Origin of the sequence: Pseudomonas sp. PGPPP4 (assembly GCF_002256045.1) — a bacterium.
GTDB classification, from domain to species: domain Bacteria; phylum Pseudomonadota; class Gammaproteobacteria; order Pseudomonadales; family Pseudomonadaceae; genus Chryseomonas; species Chryseomonas oryzihabitans.
In genome coordinates, this window is record NZ_NKID01000003.1 from 260,897 (window position 1) to 281,191 (window position 20,295).

Sequence of the window (20,295 nt, forward strand, 5' to 3'; positions counted from 1 at the left end):
GGAGACTCCCGAGAGGACTGAGCCACCAGGGTCGCAAGCCTTGCCGCTAGCTGTCTGGAAGATTCGAGCAACGCGCGCGATAGGCCGCCGGGGTCAGGCCATAGGCGCGGCGGAACCAGCGCCCCAGGTGACTCTGGTCGGCGAAGCCCAGGGCGGCGGCGGTCTCCGCCGGCGACAGACCGTCGGCCAGCAGGCGGCGTGCCCGCGCCAGCCGCAGCTGCACCAGATAGGCATGGGGCGCCAGGCCGAAGGCGGCCTTGAAGGCACGGGTCAGGCGGTATCTGTCCACCCCGGCGGCCCGGGCCAGCTCCTCAAGGCCGATGTCTTCGTGGTGATGGGCATGCAGGAAGTCCCGGGCGCGCAGGGCCACCTGGGGCAGCCGCGGATCGCCGGCCTGGGGCGCCCGCCATTGCAGGTGCGGCAACAGGCGCAGCAGCAGGGCATCCAACGCGCTCTGGCGGACGATGCGCAATTCCGGGCGACTCAGGACCTCATGGGCCCAGGCCACGGCGCGATGCAGCTCGGCCTGTTCCACCAGGGTCCGGGCGAAGCCGGGTTCGCCCAGGGGACGGCCGTCGCCATGCAGCCCCTGCAGCTCGCGCGCCAGCCACTGCGGATCGAGATAGAGCATGGAATAGGTGAAGCCCTCGGCCTCCGGCGCCTGGCCGTCGTGCAGTTCGCCGGGCTCCAGGAGAAAGACCTGGCCGGGGGTGCTCAGGTGGCGCTGGCCGCGGCAGTGGAATTGCTGCAGGCCCTGCTCGGTGTAGCCCACCAGATAGGCGTCGTGCCAGTGCGGGTCATAGGCATGGCCCTCGAAATGGGCGCGCAGGGTTTCGATGCCGGTCTCGGCGTCCTGCTGCAGCTGGATCCAGTGATCGTCGGCCATGGCGAGAGAAGGGGGCTTTCGGGCCTTTCAGTCTAGTCACTGACCTGATGTCGGTCTGGAAGATTCGTGCAGCCCTAGCGTCCCAGCCGCGCGGGCAGTTCCCGCGCCAGGTGGCGGATCAGCTCGGACAGTCGGCGCGGCACGTGGCGCTGCTGGCGGTGCACCGCGTAGATGGCCGCCGCCGATGCCTCATGATCGGTCAGCAGCGGCACCAGGGCGCCGCTGGCGATCAGCTCGGCCACGTCCCATTCCGATCTCAGGATCAGCCCGTGGCCCTCCAGCGCCAGGCGCACCACCACCTCGCCGTCGTTGCTGCTCAGACTGCCGCGGACCTTCTGGACGAAATGCTGGCCGCCCTTGGTGAAGCGCCAGACGGCGTAGTCACCGGCGTCCTGGCGCAGCACCAGGCAATTGTGGTGCGCCAGGTCGGCCACGCTGTCCGGCACGCCGGCCCGGGCCAGGTAGCTGGGGGCGGCGCAGAGCAGACGGCGGTTGTCCAGCAGGCGATGGGCGATGACCCGGGCGTCCGGCGGCTCGCCGACGCGGATGTCCAGGTCGAAGGGACCGTCCAGCAGATTCACCGGATGGCTGGAGAGATGCAGGTTGAGCTCCAGCTCGGGATGACGGCGGGCGAAATCCGACAAGAGCGGCGCCAGGTGGCGGCGGCCGAAGCCAAAGGTGGCGTTGAGATTGAGCGTGCCACTCAGGGGCGCATCGGGTCGGCCGACCGCGGCCTCGAGATCCTCCAGCTGAGTCAGCAGCGGGCGCGCGCCTTCCAGATAGCGCAGGCCTTCCGGGGTCAGGTCCAGCCGCCGTGTGGTGCGGCGGATCAGCTGCACGCCCAGCCGGCGCTCCAGGGCGGTGAGTCTCTTGCTGACGGCCGCCAGCGACAGACCCAGTTCCCGGGCGGCGGCGGTCAGGCTGGGGTGGCCAGCCAGGCGGACAAAGAAGGCGAGGTCATCGGCGGACAAGATTCTTGATCCCAGGTTAAGAATGGCTTTCCCTTTGGCGGGATTGTACGCCCCTGGCGCAGGACTAAACTGGGTCCATCCCACCCAGACTGCCGGAGAACCTCCATGCAAGCGTCCAAGCCCCACAAGATCGCGGTCATCGCCGGAGACGGCATTGGCAAGGAAGTCATGCCCGAGGGTATCCGCGTGCTGGACGCCGCCGCCCGCCGCTTCGGGATCGAGCTGCAGTGGGACCACTTCGACTTCGCCAGCGCCGAGTACTACCAGACCCATGGCAAGATGCTGCCGGACGACTGGTTCGAGACGCTCAAGGACTATGACGCCCTCTACTTCGGCGCCGTCGGCTGGCCGGACGTGGTACCCGACCACATCTCGCTCAGGGGCTCGCTGCTGCAATTCCGCCGCCGCTTCGACCAGTACGTCAACCTGCGGCCCTGCCGGCTGATGCCCGGGGTCAAGGCGCCCCTGGCCAACCGCCAGCCGGGCGACATCGACTTCTATGTGGTGCGCGAGAACACCGAAGGGGAGTATTCCAGCGTCGGCGGCATCATGTTCGAGGGCACCGAACGCGAGGTGGTGATCCAGGAAACGGTGATGACCCGTCACGGTACCGACCGCATCCTCAAGTTCGCCTTCGACCTGGCCCAGCAGCGGCCACGCAAGAAGCTGACCTCGGCCACCAAGTCCAATGGCATCGCCATCACCATGCCCTGGTGGGACAAGCGTGTGGAAGAGATGGGCAAGGCCTATCCGGGCGTGGCGGTGGACAAGTTCCACATCGACATCCTCACCGCCAACTTCGTCCTGCACCCGGACTGGTTCGACGTGGTGGTGGCCAGCAACCTGTTCGGCGACATCCTCTCCGACCTGGGCCCGGCCTGCACCGGCACCATCGGCATCGCGCCCTCGGCCAACATCAATCCGGAGCGCACCTTCCCCAGCCTGTTCGAGCCGGTGCACGGTTCGGCGCCGGATATCGCCGGGCGGGGCATCGCCAATCCCATCGGCCAGATCTGGTGCGGCGCCATGATGCTGGAGCACCTCGGCCATGCCGACGCCGGCGCTGCCGTGGTGGCGGCCATCGAGGCGGTGCTGCGCCAGGGTCCCGAGCAGGCGCCCCTGACCCGCGACCTCGGCGGCCAGGGCACCACCGAAAGCCTGGGCCAGGCCATCGCCGCGGCCCTGGCCTGAGATGGACGGCTTCTTCGCAGGATTCGAGCAGCGGCGGCTGAGCGTCAACGGTGTCGAGCTCAATTGCCGCGTCGGCGGCCAGGGCCCGGCGCTGCTGCTGCTCCACGGTCATCCCCAGACCCATGTGATGTGGCACAAGGTAGCGCCGCGGCTGGCCGAGCGCTTCACCCTGGTGGCCGCCGACCTGCGCGGCTATGGCGACAGCGCCAAGCCGGAGGCGGGTGCCGAGGCGTACAGCAAGCGCACCCTGGCGCGGGACAATGTCGAGTTGATGCGCCGGCTCGGCCATGAGCGCTTCGCCGTGCTTGCCCACGACCGCGGCGCCCGGGTCGCCCATCGCCTGGCGCTGGATCATCCCGCGGCGGTGGAGCGGCTGCTGCTGCTGGACATCGCGCCGACCCTTGCCATGTATCGGCAGACCGACGAGGCCTTCGCCCGCGCCTACTGGCACTGGTTCTTTCTGATCCGGCCGGCGCCGCTGCCGGAGCGGCTCATCGAAGCCGATCCGGAAGGCTATCTCAAGGGCGTGATGGGGACCCGCAGCGCCGGCCTGGCGCCCTTTCCGCCGGAGGTGCTGGCCGAATACCTGCGCTGCCTGAGCCTACCCGGCACCGCCCGTGGCATCTGCGAGGACTATCGCGCCAGCGCCGGGATCGACCTGGTGCATGACCAGGCCGACCTGGATGCCGGGCGCCGACTGGAATTGCCGCTGCGCCTACTCTGGGGCGCGGAAGGCACCGTGGGGCGCTGCTTCGATCCCCTCGCCGAATGGCGCCAGGTGGCCACCCAGGTCAGCGGCCGCGCCTTGCCGGGCGAGCATTACCTGGCGGAGGAGCTACCGGATCTGGTGGTCGAAGAGGCCCTGGCCTTCTTTAGTTGACGCGCTGACTGCAAAGGAGTGTTGCGTCATCTGGCTGTAACAAAGTGTGACGTTATCGAGGTCGAGCGGGTCTATTCGTGAAATTTTCGTGAAAAGAGACCTCGATGAACGCTCCACTCTTCGCTTCCACCTGGCAGTGGCGCCGCCTGGCGCTGTGCCAGGGACTGGCCCTGGGCCTGTTGCTGCTCTGGCTGATTCCGGGTGTGCGCAGCCAGTTGCTGGCCTTCGATGCCGGGCTGTTCCACGCTCTCAACGCGCCGCTGGCGCAGTCCACCGCCTGGCTCTATCTCTGGACTTTCTTCAGCCTGAGACCGGTGGATGCCCTGGTGGGCCTGGTGCTGCTGGCCTTGCTGGTGCGTGGCGGCTGGGCCTATCCGGCGCGGCAGGTGCGCTCGGCGCTGGCGGCCTTCGTCGGCCTGCTGGTGATCCTGCTGATCGTGCGCACGCTGTTGACCAAGGGCATCGAAGCCGCAGGCCTGCAGCACGCCAGTCCGTCCGATGTGCTCTCGGGCGCCTATCTGCTCAGCGATCGCTTTCCCGGGCTGGAGCACGGTTGGGAGTTGAAGGACAGATCCGGCGCCAGCTTTCCCGGCGACCATGCCTCGGTGCTGCTGCTCTGGGCACTGTTCATGGCGCATTTCACCCGCGGCGGACGGCGCCTGGTGGTGGCCGCGCTGGCGGTGCTGTTCATGCTGCCGCGGCTGGTGGCCGGCGCCCACTGGGGTTCGGATGACTATATCGGCGGTCTGGCGCTGGCCCTGGCCGTCATCAGCCTGGGCCTGCATACGCCGTTGGCGGCCGTCTTCGCTCGTCAGGGTGAGCGCCTGCTGACGCCGCCGTTGCGGGGCCTGGGCCGGTTGCCGCTGCTAGGTCGGCTGAGTCTGTTGCGGCCCTAGGTTCTGTACGAAAAATGCCTACGCTCGGTGATGCTTCGTTGAAAAACGCTTCGGAATGCTCATTTACCGCTCGTAAACTCCGCTTCCTCAGCGTTTTTCGCCTCGCCTGACCGTCGCTCGGCGATTTTTAGTACAGAACCTAATATGAGCTAGGCGCGCGCCTGGGCCAGGGCCGGCAGCAATTGCTGGTCGATGGCCTGGCGCACCGCCGGCAGCAGCGCCGCGCTGCCGGACAGCAATTCCTGAATCAGTTGCCGCAGGGCCTGGGCGCGCTCCTGGTTGAGGCCCGTCACCGCCTGGCGACAGGCCTCGTCCGCCGTGGCCGCGGGCGTCACGTTGAAACCCAGCGCACGCAGGCGGTCGCGGAAGTCGTCCTGGTCGATCAAGTCGGCGATCATCATGGTGCTGCCCTCTCCGGTGGAATGCCTGGATTCTCCCATTGGCGCCGCAGACGGCAAGCCGGGCTGGCGTCGCCGCATAGCCGGATGTCGTTTTTGGAAAGCGCCGCGCCCGCCGGCCAGGCAATGTAGGTTTATTACGACGTCATGCCCGGACAATCTGCCGCAGGGTCAACAGCGACGTTCGCCGTTAGAATGGCGCCTATCAACGACATTTTCCGGTTGTTCGCCACCAGAGCCGAGCAACCTCCAGTTACACACTGAGGCCCATCAGGGCGTTTGAACCTCTTCCGTCTCCAGCGGTTGAGGTTTTTTTTTGTCTTTTGCCAGGTCAGCAGGGGGCAGGGCGCCCAATTCGCCCGCGAGAAAGCGCTCCAGTGCCTCGCGCAGGGCCTCGGCCCGCCGACCCCGGGCGCGCAGGGCGCCGTGCAGCAGACCGGCGCCTTGCCACAGGCGACTGGGCGTCCCGCCGGCACGCAGGGCGGCGATATAGGCGCGGCCATGATCGGCCAGGGGATCGCGCTGGGCCACGGCGACAAAGGCCGGCGCCAGTCCACTGCAATCACCAGCCTCCAAGGGCAGGGCGAAAGGCTCCCGGCGCCGCGCCGGGTGAGGCAGATAGACCTCCAGACACGCCCGCCAATCGGCGGCGCTCAGCAACGGCGCGGCGGCCTGCCGGCGTTCGCTGGGCAGCACCCGCGCGGTCAGCGCCGGATAGATCAGCGCCTGGGCGCGGGGCTGGGCACGCCCCTGCTGTCGCAGCGCCAGGCACAGGGCGGCGGCGAGCGTGCCGCCGGCACTGTCGCCGGCCACCGCCAGCCGGGTCGGGTCCAGCCCCAGGGTCGGGGCTTCCCGCTGCAACCAGTCCCAGGCCTGAAGGGCGTCGTCCAGGGCGGCGGGGTAGGGATGCTCCGGCGCCAGGCGATAGTCCACCAGCAGCACCGCCAGCCCCAGTCGCCGCGCCAGGCGCGCGGCGAGAAAGCCGTGGGAATCCAGGTCACCCAGCATCCAGCCGCCGCCGTGCAGATAGAGCAGGGCGGGACGGTCAGCGCCGGCGTCCCGCGGCGCCACCAGCCGCAACGGCACGTCGCCGGCGCGGTGATCGCTGACCGTCAGGCCCTGATAGTCAGCCGGCGCCAGGGCGGCGCAGAGTCGGGCGTAGGCCTGGCGCTGAGCCTGGAGGTCCGGATCGGCCGTGGCGAAGACCTGGCTGGCCGCGACGAAGGCGGCCATGTCCGCCGACAGCGGTGGTGCCTTCATGGGCGAGGCGGTGGTAGGCCGATGACCCGCCCGACATGCTCCGGCCAGGGCGCGTCCTGCTGACTCGCCAGCTGGGTCGCCAGCCAGTCGTGCACGGCCGGGGCGAAGGGCGCCGACCTGGGGCCGGCCAGGTCGACGTGCAACAGCAACTGCTCGGAGGCCGCCAGCAGCTCGGTCGCGCCTGAGTGATACAGCCCGAAGTGCAGGTGCAGGCGCTTGGCGTCCAGCGCCAGGAATCTCACCCGCACCTCCAGCCGGGCGTCCGCCTTCACCTCGTGGAGGAAGTTGAGGTGGCACTCCAGGGTGAACAGCGAGTGCCCACTGGCTTCGCGGCCGGCGGCGTCCAGGCCCATGGCGTCCATCAGGGCGTCGGTGGCGTGGCTGAAGATCAGCAGGTAGTAGGCGTCGCGCAGATGACCGTTGTAGTCGACCCACTCGGGGGCGACGGTGGTGCTGTGGATCAGCATGACCCTTCTCCTAGTCCCGAATCCCGTGGCGTGTCTTGCAGTCGGCGATGGCCGCCTGCACCGCCAGCAGGCAGTCGTCGCGATAGCGCTCCAGCGCCGCCAGTTCCAGGTCGCCCTGCTGGGCCTGGGTGCCCTCGACCACGGCGTCGATCAGGCCGTCGGTCAGCTCCGGGGCTTCCAGGTAGGTCCAGGGCAGCTTCAGGGCCGGGCCGAATTGCTGCATGAAGTGGCGCATGCCCGCCGGGCCGCCGGCCAGGGTGTAGGTGAGGAAGGTGCCCATGAACGACCAGCGCAGGCCGGCGCCATAGCGGATGGCGTCGTCGATCTCGCCGGTGGTGGCGACGCCGTCGTTGACCAGGTGCAGCGCCTCGCGCCACAGGGCTTCGAGCAGGCGGTCGGCAATGAAGCCGGGCACCTCCTTGCGCACCCGCAGCGGCCGCATGCCCAGCTCGCGATAGAAGGCCTCGGCGCGCTCCAGGTTGGCCGTCGAGGTCTGGCTGCCACCCACCACCTCCACCAGCGGCAGCAGGTAGACGGGGTTGAAGGGATGGCCCACCAGGCAGCGCTCGGGGTGCTGGGCGTCGGCGTAGAAGTCACTGGGCAGCAGCCCCGAGGTGCTGGAGCAGATCAGGGCGTCGGGCCGTGCCGCGCGACTGACCCGGGCATGCAGGTCGCGCTTGAGGTCCAGACGCTCGGGCGCGCTTTCCTGGATGACGTCGGCAGTGGCCACCGCGGCTTCCAGGTCGGTATGGAAGCTCAGGCGCTCCAGGCTGGCGCCGGGCGCCAGGCCTTGGGCCTCCAGGGCCGGCCAGGCATTGGCCAGGCGGATGCGCAGGGCGGCCTCGGCGCCGGGTGCCGGGTCCCAGGCACGGACGTCCAGGCCCCGAGCCAGGGCCCGGGCGATCCAGCCGGCACCGATCACGCCGGTGCCGAGGGCGGCGAAGACGGCGCTCATCGGGCACCTCCCAGCTGCATCCGGTCCCGCCCTTCGGCCGGGCTCAGAGCGCGTCCGCCCAGCCGTTCGATGATCTGGATGACCCGCTCCACCAGGCTGCCGTTGGTGGCGTGGACGCCCCGGTCCAGCCAGAGATTGTCTTCCAGGCCGACGCGGACGTTGCCGCCCAGCAGCATGGCCTGGGCGGCCATGGGCATCTGCATCCGGCCGATGCCGAAGCCGGCCCAGCAGGCGCCCGCCGGCAGGTTGTCGACCATGGCCTTCATGGTGGTGGTGTCGGCCGGGGCGCCCCAGGGAATGCCCAGGCACAGCTGGAACAGCGGATCCTTCAGCAGGCCCTCCTTGAGCAACTGCTTGGCGAACCAGAGGTGGCCGGTGTCGAAGATCTCCAGCTCGGCCTTCACCCCCAGTTCGGTGATGCGCCTGGCCCCGGCGCGCAGTTGCGCGGGGGTGGAGACATAGATGAAGTCGCCATCGCCGAAGTTGAGGGTGCCGCAATCCAGGGTGCAGATGTCCGGACGCAATTCCTCGATGTGCAGCAGGCGGGTGAGGGGACCGACCAGGTCCGAGCCGGGGCCGAAGTCGGTGGGCGTCTCGCCCGGGCCGATCTCCAGGTCGCCGCCCATGCCGGCGGTGAGGTTGATGACGATCTCGGTGTCCGCCTCGCGGATGCGCTCGACCACCTCGCGATAGAGGGCCACGTCGCGACTCGGCTTGCCGGTGGCGGGATCGCGCACATGGGCGTGCACCACGGTGGCGCCGGCGCGGGCCGCTTCCAGGGCGGCGGCGGCGATCTGCGCCGGGGTAACGGGGACATGGGGATTGCGGCCTACGGTATCACCGGCGCCGGTCAGGGCGCAGGTGACGATGACATCGGTGTTCATGGGGTCTGTCCTTGGGCGATCAGAGCTTGAGAGCGGCGGGCTGGCCGGTACGGGTGGTCACGCCCTGGAGAAAGGCGTCGAGGCGTTGCGGGTTGTCCTTCAGCCAGGCGCGGGCGGCGTCCTTGGGCGCGGTGCGCTCCAGGATGGGCGCCATCACGGCACTGACCTCGGCACTGTCCATGTGCAGATTGCTGAGCAGGCGCTGGACGTTGGCGCAGCGCTGCGGATAGTCGGCGGTGGTCACCACCGAGACCGTGGCCTGGCCTTCGTTGGGGCCGAAGACGTCTTCGCTGCCTGTCAGGTAGCGCATCTTGATCTGCAGGTTCATCGGATGCGGCTTCCAGCCGAAGAAGACGATCCACTCCTTGCGCTTCTCGGCGCGGCGCACGGCGGTGAGCATGCCCGCCTCGCTGGACTCCACCAGCTGGAAGTCCTTGAGGCCGAAGCGGTCGGTCTTGATCATCTCGGCGGTGCCGCGGTTGGCGCCGCTGCCCGGCTCGATGCCGTAGATCTTGCCGCCGAGCTTGTCCTTGAAGCGGGCGATGTCGGCAAAGGTCTTCAGGCCGCCCTCGTAGACGTACTCGGGCACCGCGAAGGTGGACTGGGCATCGGCCAGCAGCGGCGGAGTGAGTACCTTGACCTGGCCCTTGTCGACGAAGGGCTGCACCACCGGCTGCATGGTCGGTTGCCAGTAGCCGAGGAACACATCCAGATTCTTGTCGCCCATGGCCGCCATGATGATCTGCTGGGAGGCGGTGGTCGGCTTCACGCCGTAGCCGAGGCCTTCGAGCATGACCTCGGCCAGGGCGCTGGTGGCGACCACGTCGGTCCAGCCGACGATGCCCATCCGTACCGTCTGGCAGCTGTCGGGATCGGCGGCGCGGGCGCTGCCGAGGGTGGCGGCCAGGAGGCCGCAGGCGAGGAGGGTGGCGCTGAGGGTCTTGTTGGGCATGACGAACTCCCTGGGGCGGCGGGCGGGGATGACTGCCGGTTGCCTTCTACCCTAGGCGTCTCGCCCCGCCGCCATGTGCAGCCCGACGACCGGAATTTGCACCCTGGCGACCTTCTTGCTTGCCCAAGCCAACCGTTACCGAGGACGCCCCACCCATGCCGCAGTCCTTTGCCTTTCTCCTGCTGCCCGGCTTTTCCGCCCTGGGCTTCATCGCCACCCTGGAACCCCTGCGGGTGGCCAACCGCTTTCGTCCGGGCAGCTACCGCTGGCGCATCCTCGGTCGCGAGGGCGCGGCGGTGACCGCCAGCAACGGCATGTCGGTCAATGTCGACAGTGGCCTCGATGCCCTGGAAGCGGGCACCACCCTGTTCGTGGTGGCCGGTTTCGAGCCTCTGGCCCATTACGATGACGGCCTCGCCAGCTGGCTGCGCCAGGTCGCCCGCCACGGCCATCCCCTGGGCGGCATCGACACCGGCGCCCTGGTGCTGGCGCGCGCCGGGCTACTGGAAGGCCATAGGATCACCCTGCACTGGGAGGCGGTGGCGGCCTTTCGCGAAGCCTGGCCGCAGCTCGAGGTGACCGGCGAGCTGTTCGAGATCGACCGCGGCCGCATCACCTGCGCAGGCGGCACGGCCAGCCTCGACCTGCTGCTGGAGCTGATCGGCCGCAGCCACGGCAGCGAACTGGCGGTGCAGGTCTCCGAGCAATTCGTGCTCGGGCGTATCCGCCCGCCGCGCGAGCACCAGCGGCTGCAGGTGGCGCAGCGCTACGGCATCGCCAACCGCAAGCTGATCCGCGTGGTGGAGCGCATGGAGCGCCATACCGAGACGCCCCTGGGCACCCTGGAACTGGCCGCCGGCATCCAGGTGACCCGCCGCCAGCTGGAGCGGCTGTTCCGCCTCCACCTGCAGACGACCCCCTCCACCTTCTATCTGCAGTTGCGCCTGGACCGGGCCCGGCAGCTGCTGCAGCAGGGCGAGGCCAGCGTGCTGGACGTCGCCCTGGCCTGCGGCTTCGAGTCCGCGTCCTATTTCTCCCGCTGCTACCGCCAGCGCTTCGGCCTGAGTCCGCGGGAAGACCGGCCGCACCGGTCGTCGGCGCCGGAGCTTGCGGCGGCGGCTGCCGGCCTGCCGCCGGGGTAGGCCGACCCGCTCACTGACGCTTCTGGTGATACCCCTGTCGTTTTTGCATCCGGTCGGCCAGGACCCCGGGGCTATGCTGGCCTCGAATCGCCGGCACCCGTTCCGGCGCGAGACCAACGCCGGAGCCCGTCATGAATGCCACCGAACTCCACGCCGACAGCATCGTCATCGACGGGCTGATCATCGCCAAGTGGAACCGCGAACTCTTCGAAGACATGCGCAAGGGTGGCCTGACCGCCGCCAACTGCACCGTCTCGGTATGGGAGGGCTTCCAGGCCACGGTCAACAACATCGCCGCGAGCCAGAAGCTGATCCGCGAGTGCAGCGACCTGGTGGTCCAGGTGCGCACCACCGCCGAGATCCGCCAGGCCAAGGCCCAGGGCAAGACCGGCATCCTGTTCGGCTTCCAGAACGCCCACGCCTTCGAAGACCAGATCGGCTACGTCGAGATCTTCAAGCAGCTCGGCGTGGGCATCGTGCAGATGTGCTACAACACCCAGAACCTGGTGGGCACCGGCTGCTACGAGCGTGACGGCGGCCTGTCCGGCTTCGGTCGCGAGATCGTCGCCGAGATGAACCGCGTCGGCATCATGTGCGACCTCTCCCACGTCGGCTCCAAGACCAGCGAGGAAGTCATCCTCGAATCCAAGAAGCCGGTCTGCTACTCCCACTGCCTGCCGTCCGGCCTGAAGGAGCATCCACGCAACAAGTCGGACGCGGAACTCAAGTTCATCGCCGACCACGGCGGCTTCGTCGGCGTGACCATGTTCGCCCCCTTCCTGGCCAAGGGCATCGATTCGACCATCGATGACTACGCCGAGGCCATCGAGTACGTGATGAACCTGGTGGGCGAAGACTCCATAGGCATCGGTACCGACTTCACCCAGGGCCATGGCCATGACTTCTTCGAGTGGCTGACCCACGACAAGGGCTACGCCCGTCGTTTGACCAACTTCGGCAAGATCGTCAACCCGCTGGGCATCCGCACCGTGGGCGAATTCCCCAACCTGACCGAGACCCTGCTCAAGCGCGGCATGCCCGAGCGCACCGTGCGCAAGGTCATGGGCGAGAACTGGATGCGCATCCTCGGCGAAGTCTGGGGCGAGTAGTGAATACCTCTGGAGCCTACTGCGCACACCGCTAGCGGCGTCGCGTCCTCGCGCCAGGTTCGCCGTACCTCGGTACTGCTCTCACCTGGCGCTGCGGGACTCCTTGCCAGCGGCGCGCTCGCTACGGCTCCACAGGCATTCACCCACACCTTTTTTTAGATACGTATTAGCGAATCGGAGCTCCACACATGGCCAGCCACGCCCCCGAAATGCCCATCCAGGTCGACGACGAAACCGGCGTCTGGACCACCGACGCCCTGCCGATGCTGTACGTACCCCGGCACTTTTTCGTCAACAACCATATGGGCATCGAAGAAGTCCTGGGCGCCGACAAGTACGCCGAGATCCTCTACAAGGCCGGCTACAAGTCTGCCTGGCACTGGTGCGAGAAGGAAGCCGAGTGCCATGGCATCCACGGCGCCGCGGTGTTCGAGCACTACATGAAGCGCCTGTCGCAGCGCGGCTGGGGCCTGTTCGAGACCCAGAAGCTCGACCTGGACACCGGCCATGCCGAGGTCAAGCTCAAGCACTCCGCCTTCGTCTACGTCTACGGCAAGGTCAATCGCAAGGTCGACTACATGTTCACCGGCTGGTTCTCCGGCGCCATCGACCAGATCCTGGCCGCCAAGGGCAGTGCCATCCGCACCGTCACCGTCCAGGAATACAGCGGTTCCGAGGAAGGCCATGACGACGGCCTCTTCGTCACCCGGCCGAAGTAACGCCACGCCCCCGGGTGGCCGCCGACCCGCTCGCCGCCACCCCAGCGACACCCCAGAGCAAGAGCGCGGCTCAAGACCGCGCACCAGCCGATCGAGGAGAAGGTCATGGCCTTCGAAGCAATGTTCCAGCCGATCCAGATCGGCAAGCTCACCATCCGCAACCGCGTACTCTCCACGGCCCACGCCGAGGTCTATGCCACCGACGGCGGCATGACCACCGAGCGCTACGTCAAGTATTACGAAGAGAAGGCCAAGGGCGGCATCGGCCTGGCCATCTGCGGGGGTTCCTCGGTGGTCGCCATCGACAGCCCGCAGCACTGGTGGAGTTCGGTCAACCTCTCCACCGATCGCATCATCCCGCACTTCCAGAATCTGGCCGACGCCATGCACAAGCACGGCGCCAAGATCATGATCCAGATCACCCACATGGGGCGCCGTTCGCGCTGGGACGGCGGCCACTGGCCGACCCTGATGTCGCCGTCGGGCATCCGCGAGCCCGTGCACCGCGCCACCTGCAAGACCATCGAGCCGGAAGAGATCTGGCGGGTGATCGGCAACTTCGCCCAGGCCGCCCGCCGGGCCAAGGCCGGCGGCCTGGACGGCGTCGAGCTGTCCGCCGTGCACCAGCACATGATCGACCAGTTCTGGTCGCCACGGGTCAACAAGCGCACCGACGAATGGGGTGGCAGCTTCGAGAACCGCATGAGATTCGGCATGGAGGTGCTCAAGGCCGTGCGCGCCGAGGTCGGTGACGACTTCTGCGTCGGCATGCGCATCACCGGTGACGAATTCCACCCGGACGGTCTGTCCCACGACGACATGAAGCAGATCGCCAAGTACTACAGCGACACCGGCATGCTCGACTTCATCGGCGTGGTCGGCTCGGGGTGCGACACCCACAACACCCTGGCCAACGTCATCCCGAACATGACCTATCCGCCGGAGCCCTTCCTGCACCTGGCCGCGGGCATCAAGGAAGTGGTCAACGTGCCGGTGCTGCACGCCCAGAACATCAAGGACCCGAATCAGGCCACCCGTATCCTGGAGGGCGGCTACGTCGACATGGTCGGCATGACCCGCGCCCATATCGCCGATCCGCACCTGATCACCAAGATCAAGATGGGCCAGATCGACCAGATCCGTCAGTGCGTCGGCGCCAACTACTGCATCGACCGCCAGTACAACGGCCTCGACGTGCTGTGCATCCAGAACGCCGCCACCAGCCGCGAATACATGGGCCTGCCGCACATCATCGAGAAGTCCACCGGGCCCAAGCGCAAGGTGGTCATCGTCGGCGGCGGCCCGGCCGGCATGGAGGCCGCGCGCGTCTCGGCCGAGCGCGGCCATGACGTCACCCTGTTCGAGAAGCAGGAGCAACTCGGCGGCCAGATCACCCTGGCCTCCCGCGCCCCGCAGCGCGACCAGATCGCCGGCATCACCCGCTGGTACCAGCTGGAGCTGGCGCGCCTGGGCATCGACCTGCGCCTGGGCACCGCCGCCGATCCGGCGACCATCCTCGACCTGCGCCCGGACATCGTCATCCTCGCCAACGGCGGCCATCCCTTCCTGGAGCAGGTCGATCACTGGCACGCCGCCGACGGCCTGGTCGTCAGCAGCTGGGACATCCTCTCGGGCAAGGTCGAACCGGGCAAGAACGTGCTGGTGTACGACACCATCTGCGAATTCACCGGCATGTCGGTGGCCGACTACCTGGCCGACAAGGGCGCCCAGGTCGAGATCGTCACCGACGACATCAAGCCGGGCGTGGCCATCGGCGGCACCACCTTCCCGACCTACTATCGCAGCCTCTACCCCAAGGAAGTGATCATGACCGGCGACCTGATGCTGGAAAAGGTCTACGCCGAGGGCGACAAGAAGGTCGCGGTGCTGGAGAACGAATACACCGGCGCCCGCGAAGAGCGCGTGGTCGACCAGATCGTCATCGAGAACGGCGTGCGCCCGGACGAGGGGCTCTACTACGCCCTCAAGGAAGACTCGCGCAACAAGGGCCAGATGGACATCGAGGCGCTGTTCGCCATCGAGCCGCAGCCGGCGCTGAGCGAGACCGGCAACGGTTACCTGCTCTACCGCATCGGCGACTGCGTGGCCCAGCGCAACACCCACGCCGCCATCTACGACGCCCTGCGCCTGTGCAAGGACTTCTGAAGACTATCGCGGCCATGGGCCGCTCCTACAGTAATGCCTGAACCCGTAGGAGCGGCCCATGGCCGCGATCAGCCCACCTCTTGCGGCCGCGCCTGCGGGGCCCGCCCTGTGAGGATAGATCGATGTTGAACACCATCCTCCCCATCCTGCTCTTTGCCGCCCTGGCCCTCACCGTGATCGGTGCCGTGCGCCGCTTCAGCCTCTGGCGACAGGGGCGTCCGGCCGAGGTCGACTGGCTGGGCGGGCTGCTGAAGATGCCGCGGCGCTACCTGGTGGATCTGCACCACGTGGTCGATCGCGACAAATACATCTCCAAGACCCACGTGGCCACCGCCGGCGGTTTCGTCCTGGCGGCGCTGCTGGCCATCCTGGTCCATGGCTTCGGCCTGCACAGCCGCATCCTCGGCTGGGCGCTGCTGGCGGCCACCGCCTGCATGTTCACCGGCGCCCTGTTCGTCGCCAAGCGCCGCCGCAATCCGCCGGCGCGGCTGTCCAAGGGTCCCTGGATGCGCCTGCCCAAGAGCCTGCTGGCCTTTGCCGCGAGCTTCTTCATCGCCACCCTGCCGGTCGCCGGCATCCTGCCGCCGGACTTCGGCGGCTGGCTGCTGGCCGCGGTGCTGGCGGTGGGCGTGGCCTGGGGCGTGTCCGAGCTGTTCCTCGGCATGACCTGGGGCGGCCCCATCAAGCACGCCTTCGCCGGTGCCCTGCATCTGGCCTGGCACCGTCGCGCCGAGCGCTTCAGCACCCCGCACAACGCCAGCGCCGCCCGTTCCAGCGGCCTCAAGGCGCTGGACCTGCACGATCCCAAGGCGCCGCTGGGCGTGGAAAAACCTGCTGACTTCACCTGGAACCAGCTGCTCGGCTTCGACGCCTGCGTCCAGTGCGGTCGCTGTGAGGCCATGTGCCCCGCCTTCGCCGCCGGCCAGCCGCTCAATCCCAAGAAGCTGATCCAGGACATGGTGGTTGGCCTCAAGGACGGCAGCGATGCCCGCTACTTCGGCTCGCCCTATCCCGGCAAGCCGGTCGGCGAGCACGCCGGCGGTCCGCACCTGCCCATCGTGGCGCGCCAGGGCAAGGCCCTGGTGGATGCCGAGACCCTCTGGTCCTGCACCACCTGCCGCGCCTGCGTCGAGGAGTGCCCAATGATGATCGAGCACGTCGATGCCATCGTCGACATGCGCCGGCACCTGACCCTGGAACGCGGCGAGACGCCGAACAAGGGCGCCGAGGTGCTGGAAAATCTCATCGCTACCGACAATCCCGGCGGTTTCGCCCCCGGTGGCCGCCTGAACTGGGCCGCCGACCTGGACCTGCCGCTGATGAAGGACAAGGGCCAGGCCGAGGTGCTGTTCTGGGTCGGCGACGGCGCCTTCGACATGCGCAACCAGCGCACCCTGCGCGCCTTCGTCAAGGTGCTCAAGGCAGCCAAGGTGGACTTCGCCGTGCTCGGCCTGGAAGAGCGCGACAGCGGCGACGTGGCCCGTCGGCTGGGCGACGAGGCGACCTTCCAGCAACTGGCCAGGCGCAACATCGAGATCCTGGGCCAGTATCGCTTCCAGACCATCGTCTCCTGCGATCCGCACAGCTTCCACGTGCTCAAGAACGAGTACGGCGCCCTGGGCGGTCACTACCAGGTGCAGCACCACAGCACCTTCATCGAGACCCTGCTCAGCCGCGGCACCCTGCACCTCGGGCAGCACGCCCTGGCCGAGCAGGGCGCTACCATCACCTATCACGATCCCTGCTACCTGGGCCGCTACAACGGCGAATACGAGGCGCCGCGCGCGGTGCTCAAGGCGCTGGGCATCGCGGTCAAGGAGATGGAGCGTTCCGGCTTCCGTTCGCGCTGCTGCGGCGGTGGCGGTGGCGCCCCCATCACCGACATCCCCGGCAAGCAGCGGATTCCCGACATGCGCATGGCCGACATCAAGGAAACCGGCGCCGAGCTGGTGGCCGTGGGTTGCCCCCAGTGCACCCTGATGCTGGAAGGCGTGGTCGCCCCCCGTCCGGAGATTAAGGACATCGCCGAACTGGTGGCCGAGGCCATCGTCGAGGCGCCTGCCGAAAGCAAGCCAGCCGCGGCACGCCGCCCGGTGGCGGAGGCGCTGTCGTGAGTGGGGGTCTTGACCCCCTAACCTTCTCCCCGAGGGGAGAGGGGATGGCCAGGTGTGCCAGACACGTCCCGGTGTTCACCGCTTTTACCCCCTCTCCCCTCAGGGGAGAGGGCTGGGGTGAGGGGCCCACCGCGCACCTCACCTGCCATTTCCAAACGGAGCGCCCAGCATGAGCATCATCCGTCGCGATCCGCGCCGCGAGTGGATCGCGCGCAACCGTCTGCATCCGCTGCACGCCAGTATCGCCAGCAGCGCCGAGGCCGAAGTCCGCTGGATGGGCCCCAATGGCCTGGTCCGCAAGAATCCCCATGCCGCGGCGGCCGGTTTCGTCGGCCCCCAGGGCGTCAAGCGGATCGATCGCAGCGGCGCCCAACAGGGCGGCGGCCGCCGTGGCGCCGCCCAGGCGGTGGAAGAACAGCTGCCGCTGCACCGCATCGCCGAACCGGCCTTCCACATCGCCGTGGTCCCGGACCTGGTCAGCGGTCGCCTGACCGCCCACGACCGTGACCTGCTGGGCCTGGCCCGGCAACTGGCCGGTGCCGAGGGCGCCGTGCTGGCGGTGGTCTTCGGCGAGGTCAAGGAAACCGCCTTCGATACCGCCGGGGTGGATCGCCTGCTGCATCTGGACGGCGAGCAATTCCAGGGCTATGCTCCCGAGCAGCGGGTGCTGGCGCTGCGCGCGGTGGACAATGAACTGCAGCCGCGCCACTGGCTGCTGCCCGACAGCCGCAGCGGTGGCGGCGAACTGGGTCGGCGCCTGGGCGCGGCCCTGCACGAGCGTCCCGCCACCCGGGTCTGGCAGGTCAAGGACGGTCTGGCCACCGGCCGCGCCGGTGCCGGTCGCCAGGATCTGCAGCAGCCGCTGCCGCGCCTGGTGCTGGCCCTGCCGGAATGCGCGGAGCCGGTCGGCGAGACCCGTCACGAGGTCCTGCCGGTTACCCTCGACGGCAACATCGCCCGCCACCTGCCCCGCATCGAGGACCTCGGCCCGGTCGCCGTGGATCCCATGCAGATTCCCCTGGGCGAGGCCGAATTCATCCTCTCCGGCGGCAACGGCATCAGCGACTGGAACCTGTTCCACAGCACCGCGGCCATCCTCGGTGCTACCGAAGGCGCTTCGCGGGTGGCGGTGGACGACGGCCATATGCCGCGTAACCGTCAGGTCGGCGCTACCGGGACCTGGGTCACCGCCCGGGTCTATCTGGCCGTGGGCATCTCCGGCGCCGTGCAGCACCTGCAGGGCATCGCCAGTTGCGACAAGGTCATCGCCATCAACACCAATCCGGGTTGCGACATGGTCAAGCGCGCGGATCTTTCGGTGATCGGCAACGGTGACGCCATCCTGGCCGCCCTGGCGCGGCTGGTCGAACAACAGCGGGCAGGGGGGTTGCAGGATGTCGCCTGAGCAGAAGCTGCCGTCGCTGGACGGCGTCAAGGTCGTGGCCCTGGTCTCCGTTGGCGCCCATCCCACCTCCGGGCGGGCCCGGCGGGCGGAACAGGATGCCCGCGCGGTGGAACTCGGCCTGCGCCTGGTGGGCGACAAGCTGCGCGTGCTGCACGCCGGTGATCCCGCCGAAGAGGCCCTGCGCGGTTATCTGGGCATGGGCGTGCCGGCTCTGCACGTACTGGAACAACCGCCCGGCGCCGATGCGCTGCCGGCCCTGGGCGATACCCTGCGCGAGGTCGGTGCCGGCCTGGTGCTGACCGGCAGCCAGGCGGAAACCGGCGAGGGCTCGGGCCTCTTGCCCTATCTGCTGGCCGAGACCCTCGGCTGGCCGCTGGTGGTCGGCCTCGCCGCGGTGGAGTCCGTTGAAGGTGGTCAGGCCACGGTGCTCCAGGCCCTGCCGCGTGGTCAGCGCCGTCGCCTGCGGGTGCGCTTGCCCTTCGTCGCCAGCGTCGACAGCGCCGCCCCGGCGCCGCGGCAAAGCGCCTTCGGCCCGGCCCGGCGGGGCGAGCTGCAGGTGGAGACCACCGAGATCGTGCAGGACAGCCTGTTCGACAGCGGCGAATTGCAGCCCGCCAAGGCCCGCCCCAAGCGCCTCAAGGTGATCAAGGCCAAGACCGCCGCCGACCGCTTCAAGGCCGCCACGGCCAAGGCCTCCGGCGATGGCGGCCAGGTCCTCAAGGACCTGACCCCGGAAGCCTCAGCGGCCGCCATCTTCAAGGTATTGCGCGAGGAAGGCGTGGTGCGTTGAGGCTGTAACGCCCTCTCCCTCCGGGTGAGGGCACCCTTGGCACCTGAGTCTCGGGTGGAAAAGGCTGCGCCGTTTTCCACGCTACGGGGATGCGGAGCCGAAGCCGCGCTCCACACCACCCCCTCTCCCTCTGGAGAGGGCGCCCTTGGCACCGTATTCCACAGTAAAACGTCTGCATCCTGTGTCCAGGCTACGTCGCTAGGAGCCTTGTCCCCTGGCCAGATGGCGAATTAGTATGGATGCTATGCAGGCAAAATCATGGAGTGCATGCAATGGCTCAATTGACTATCCGTGGACTACCAGAAGAAGTCGATCGCGCGCTTCGCGCCCAAGCAGCTCGCAACGGGCGGAGCATGGAGGCCGAGGTCAGACTCATCCTTAGCCAAGCCTTGATCTTGCCGACCGAGACGCCGATGGGAGAGGCCATGGCCGCTATCTGGCGCCAATCCGGGATCACTGACGAAGAGCAGGCTTTCCTCGAGGGTACGCGTGATCGGCGCGCCCATGAGCCGATGTCATTCGAATGATTCTGCTCGATACCAACGTCGTCTCCGAGACGATGAAGCCAATCCCCTCGACCCAAGTCATCGCTTGGTTGGATCGCCAAGCGCCAGCAACGCTCTATCTGTCGACGATCACCATTGCCGAATTGCAATATGGTATCGCCTGCCTGCCCAATAGCCGTCGTCGCGACCTATTGCAGCAAGGGGTAGACGCCTTGATCCAGCTCTATGAGGGCCGGATTCTGAGTTTCGATCTGGCTGCTGCCTGCCGTTATGCCGAATTGGCCGCACAGGCTCGCCAGCGTGGTCTTGGCTTTCCCCTGCCTGATTCCTACATAGGCGCGATTGCAGCGGTCAGCAAATTCAAGATCGCCACTCGAGACGAGGCGCCTTACCTCGCCGCGGGGCTCAGCATCGTCAATCCTTGGAACACGCCCTAAGCGTCCAGACTCAGGCGCCTGCTGGTCGAGTGGAAAACGGCGTAGCCTTTTCCACGCCACGGAGCCGAAGCCACGCTCCAAACCATCCCCTCTCCCTCAGGGAGAGGGCTAGGGTGAGGGAGGCCCTCGCACCTAAGCCTCAAGTGGAAAAGGCTGCGCCGTTTTCC

The 20,295-nt window shown here is 68.0% G+C and carries 20 protein-coding genes; 12 read left to right on the forward strand and 8 right to left on the reverse strand.

What is annotated here, in order from left to right:
- Positions 1–46 precede the first annotated feature (46 nt).
- Both CFE50_RS06935 and CFE50_RS06940 read right to left on the reverse strand, forming a co-directional pair.
- Positions 47–886 (reverse strand): AraC family transcriptional regulator, encoded by an 840-nt coding sequence (locus CFE50_RS06935; protein WP_286732204.1) that lies wholly within the window; start codon positions 884–886, stop codon positions 47–49.
- A 74-nt stretch (positions 887–960) separates the two neighbouring features.
- On the reverse strand, positions 961–1,857 hold the full coding sequence (locus tag CFE50_RS06940) for a LysR family transcriptional regulator (protein ID WP_286732207.1): 897 nt from the start codon (positions 1,855–1,857) through the stop codon (positions 961–963).
- A gap of 105 nt (positions 1,858–1,962) precedes the next feature.
- Between CFE50_RS06940 and CFE50_RS06945 the strand changes: the two genes are divergently transcribed.
- The 3 genes from CFE50_RS06945 (at position 1,963) to CFE50_RS06955 (ending at position 4,824) form a co-directional block, all read left to right on the forward strand.
- Positions 1,963–3,048 carry a tartrate dehydrogenase gene (locus CFE50_RS06945; RefSeq protein WP_286732209.1) on the forward strand — a complete coding sequence of 362 codons (1,086 nt, stop codon included), beginning with the start codon at positions 1,963–1,965 and terminating at the stop codon, positions 3,046–3,048.
- Position 3,049: 1 nt separating this feature from the next.
- A complete protein-coding gene (locus tag CFE50_RS06950) occupies positions 3,050–3,928 on the forward strand; it encodes an alpha/beta fold hydrolase (RefSeq protein WP_286732211.1) in 879 nt (292 codons plus the stop codon).
- A gap of 104 nt (positions 3,929–4,032) precedes the next feature.
- Entirely contained in the window at positions 4,033–4,824 is a 792-nt protein-coding gene (locus tag CFE50_RS06955; RefSeq protein WP_286732213.1) for a phosphatase PAP2 family protein, read from the forward strand.
- A 149-nt stretch (positions 4,825–4,973) separates the two neighbouring features.
- Here CFE50_RS06955 and CFE50_RS06960 read toward each other — a convergent pair whose 3' ends face one another.
- From CFE50_RS06960 to choX, 6 genes are all read right to left on the reverse strand, one after another.
- Entirely contained in the window at positions 4,974–5,225 is a 252-nt protein-coding gene (locus CFE50_RS06960) for a hypothetical protein (protein ID WP_017641580.1), read from the reverse strand.
- Positions 5,226–5,492: 267 nt separating this feature from the next.
- A complete protein-coding gene (locus CFE50_RS06965; RefSeq protein WP_286732215.1) occupies positions 5,493–6,482 on the reverse strand; it encodes an alpha/beta hydrolase in 990 nt (329 codons plus the stop codon).
- The gene (locus CFE50_RS06970; protein ID WP_286732217.1) at positions 6,479–6,949 is read right to left on the reverse strand and encodes a thioesterase family protein; all 471 of its coding nucleotides are present in this window, start codon (positions 6,947–6,949) and stop codon (positions 6,479–6,481) included. The genes CFE50_RS06965 and CFE50_RS06970 overlap by 4 nt, the downstream gene beginning before the upstream one ends.
- A gap of 10 nt (positions 6,950–6,959) precedes the next feature.
- Entirely contained in the window at positions 6,960–7,904 is a 945-nt protein-coding gene (locus CFE50_RS06975) for an L-carnitine dehydrogenase (protein ID WP_115946197.1), read from the reverse strand.
- On the reverse strand, positions 7,901–8,788 hold the full coding sequence (gene cdhC, locus CFE50_RS06980) for a 3-dehydrocarnitine:acetyl-CoA trimethylamine transferase CdhC (RefSeq protein ID WP_197850977.1): 888 nt from the start codon (positions 8,786–8,788) through the stop codon (positions 7,901–7,903). Before cdhC ends, CFE50_RS06975 begins: the two co-directional genes overlap by 4 nt.
- Positions 8,789–8,807: 19 nt before the next feature.
- Positions 8,808–9,740 (reverse strand): choline ABC transporter substrate-binding protein, encoded by a 933-nt coding sequence (choX, locus tag CFE50_RS06985; protein WP_286732220.1) that lies wholly within the window; start codon positions 9,738–9,740, stop codon positions 8,808–8,810.
- Positions 9,741–9,895: 155 nt separating this feature from the next.
- Here choX and CFE50_RS06990 point away from each other — a divergent pair, with 155 nt between their 5' ends.
- The 9 genes from CFE50_RS06990 (at position 9,896) to CFE50_RS07030 (ending at position 20,128) form a co-directional block, all read left to right on the forward strand.
- On the forward strand, positions 9,896–10,882 hold the full coding sequence (locus CFE50_RS06990; RefSeq protein ID WP_286732221.1) for a GlxA family transcriptional regulator: 987 nt from the start codon (positions 9,896–9,898) through the stop codon (positions 10,880–10,882).
- Positions 10,883–11,013: 131 nt separating this feature from the next.
- Positions 11,014–11,991, forward strand: coding sequence for a dipeptidase (locus CFE50_RS06995; RefSeq protein WP_027597310.1), 978 nt, complete (start codon positions 11,014–11,016; stop codon positions 11,989–11,991).
- A gap of 188 nt (positions 11,992–12,179) precedes the next feature.
- Positions 12,180–12,710, forward strand: coding sequence for a DUF5943 domain-containing protein (locus CFE50_RS07000; protein WP_027597311.1), 531 nt, complete (start codon positions 12,180–12,182; stop codon positions 12,708–12,710).
- 105 nt (positions 12,711–12,815) lie between these two features.
- Positions 12,816–14,876, forward strand: a complete 2,061-nt coding sequence (gene dgcA / locus CFE50_RS07005) for a dimethylglycine demethylation protein DgcA (RefSeq protein WP_286732224.1) — start codon at positions 12,816–12,818, stop codon at positions 14,874–14,876.
- 122 nt (positions 14,877–14,998) lie between these two features.
- The gene (gene dgcB / locus CFE50_RS07010) at positions 14,999–16,990 is read left to right on the forward strand and encodes a dimethylglycine demethylation protein DgcB (protein WP_286732225.1); all 1,992 of its coding nucleotides are present in this window, start codon (positions 14,999–15,001) and stop codon (positions 16,988–16,990) included.
- Between the two features lie 169 nt (positions 16,991–17,159).
- Positions 17,160–18,395: an electron transfer flavoprotein subunit alpha gene (gene etfA, locus CFE50_RS07015; protein WP_286732226.1), complete on the forward strand. Its 1,236-nt coding sequence runs from the start codon at positions 17,160–17,162 to the stop codon at positions 18,393–18,395.
- Positions 18,385–19,185, forward strand: coding sequence for an electron transfer flavoprotein subunit beta (gene etfB, locus CFE50_RS07020; RefSeq protein ID WP_286732227.1), 801 nt, complete (start codon positions 18,385–18,387; stop codon positions 19,183–19,185). The genes etfA and etfB overlap by 11 nt, the downstream gene beginning before the upstream one ends.
- A gap of 272 nt (positions 19,186–19,457) precedes the next feature.
- Entirely contained in the window at positions 19,458–19,712 is a 255-nt protein-coding gene (locus tag CFE50_RS07025; protein ID WP_058789509.1) for a FitA-like ribbon-helix-helix domain-containing protein, read from the forward strand.
- Complete coding sequence (locus CFE50_RS07030; RefSeq protein WP_286732229.1) at positions 19,709–20,128, forward strand: type II toxin-antitoxin system VapC family toxin; 420 nt, start codon at positions 19,709–19,711, stop codon at positions 20,126–20,128. Before CFE50_RS07025 ends, CFE50_RS07030 begins: the two co-directional genes overlap by 4 nt.
- Positions 20,129–20,295: the final 167 nt, after the last annotated feature.

What these genes read in the sequence shown, in the direction of transcription:
- etfA (WP_286732226.1), top strand. Translation starts at nt 17,160, where the DNA reads ATGAGCATCATCCGTCGCGATCCGCGCCGCGAGTGGATCGCGCGCAAC.
- CFE50_RS06990 (WP_286732221.1), top strand. Translation starts at nt 9,896, where the DNA reads ATGCCGCAGTCCTTTGCCTTTCTCCTGCTGCCCGGCTTTTCCGCCCTG.
- cdhC (WP_197850977.1), bottom strand. Translation starts at nt 8,788, where the DNA reads ATGAACACCGATGTCATCGTCACCTGCGCCCTGACCGGCGCCGGTGAT.
- dgcA (WP_286732224.1), top strand. Translation starts at nt 12,816, where the DNA reads ATGGCCTTCGAAGCAATGTTCCAGCCGATCCAGATCGGCAAGCTCACC.
- CFE50_RS07000 (WP_027597311.1), top strand. Translation starts at nt 12,180, where the DNA reads ATGGCCAGCCACGCCCCCGAAATGCCCATCCAGGTCGACGACGAAACC.
- CFE50_RS07025 (WP_058789509.1), top strand. Translation starts at nt 19,458, where the DNA reads ATGGCTCAATTGACTATCCGTGGACTACCAGAAGAAGTCGATCGCGCG.
- etfB (WP_286732227.1), top strand. Translation starts at nt 18,385, where the DNA reads ATGTCGCCTGAGCAGAAGCTGCCGTCGCTGGACGGCGTCAAGGTCGTG.
- CFE50_RS06935 (WP_286732204.1), bottom strand. Translation starts at nt 886, where the DNA reads ATGGCCGACGATCACTGGATCCAGCTGCAGCAGGACGCCGAGACCGGC.
- CFE50_RS06965 (WP_286732215.1), bottom strand. Translation starts at nt 6,482, where the DNA reads ATGAAGGCACCACCGCTGTCGGCGGACATGGCCGCCTTCGTCGCGGCC.
- choX (WP_286732220.1), bottom strand. Translation starts at nt 9,740, where the DNA reads ATGCCCAACAAGACCCTCAGCGCCACCCTCCTCGCCTGCGGCCTCCTG.
- CFE50_RS06950 (WP_286732211.1), top strand. Translation starts at nt 3,050, where the DNA reads ATGGACGGCTTCTTCGCAGGATTCGAGCAGCGGCGGCTGAGCGTCAAC.
- CFE50_RS06945 (WP_286732209.1), top strand. Translation starts at nt 1,963, where the DNA reads ATGCAAGCGTCCAAGCCCCACAAGATCGCGGTCATCGCCGGAGACGGC.
- CFE50_RS06955 (WP_286732213.1), top strand. Translation starts at nt 4,033, where the DNA reads ATGAACGCTCCACTCTTCGCTTCCACCTGGCAGTGGCGCCGCCTGGCG.
- dgcB (WP_286732225.1), top strand. Translation starts at nt 14,999, where the DNA reads ATGTTGAACACCATCCTCCCCATCCTGCTCTTTGCCGCCCTGGCCCTC.
- CFE50_RS07030 (WP_286732229.1), top strand. Translation starts at nt 19,709, where the DNA reads ATGATTCTGCTCGATACCAACGTCGTCTCCGAGACGATGAAGCCAATC.
- CFE50_RS06970 (WP_286732217.1), bottom strand. Translation starts at nt 6,949, where the DNA reads ATGCTGATCCACAGCACCACCGTCGCCCCCGAGTGGGTCGACTACAAC.
- CFE50_RS06995 (WP_027597310.1), top strand. Translation starts at nt 11,014, where the DNA reads ATGAATGCCACCGAACTCCACGCCGACAGCATCGTCATCGACGGGCTG.
- CFE50_RS06960 (WP_017641580.1), bottom strand. Translation starts at nt 5,225, where the DNA reads ATGATGATCGCCGACTTGATCGACCAGGACGACTTCCGCGACCGCCTG.
- CFE50_RS06975 (WP_115946197.1), bottom strand. Translation starts at nt 7,904, where the DNA reads ATGAGCGCCGTCTTCGCCGCCCTCGGCACCGGCGTGATCGGTGCCGGC.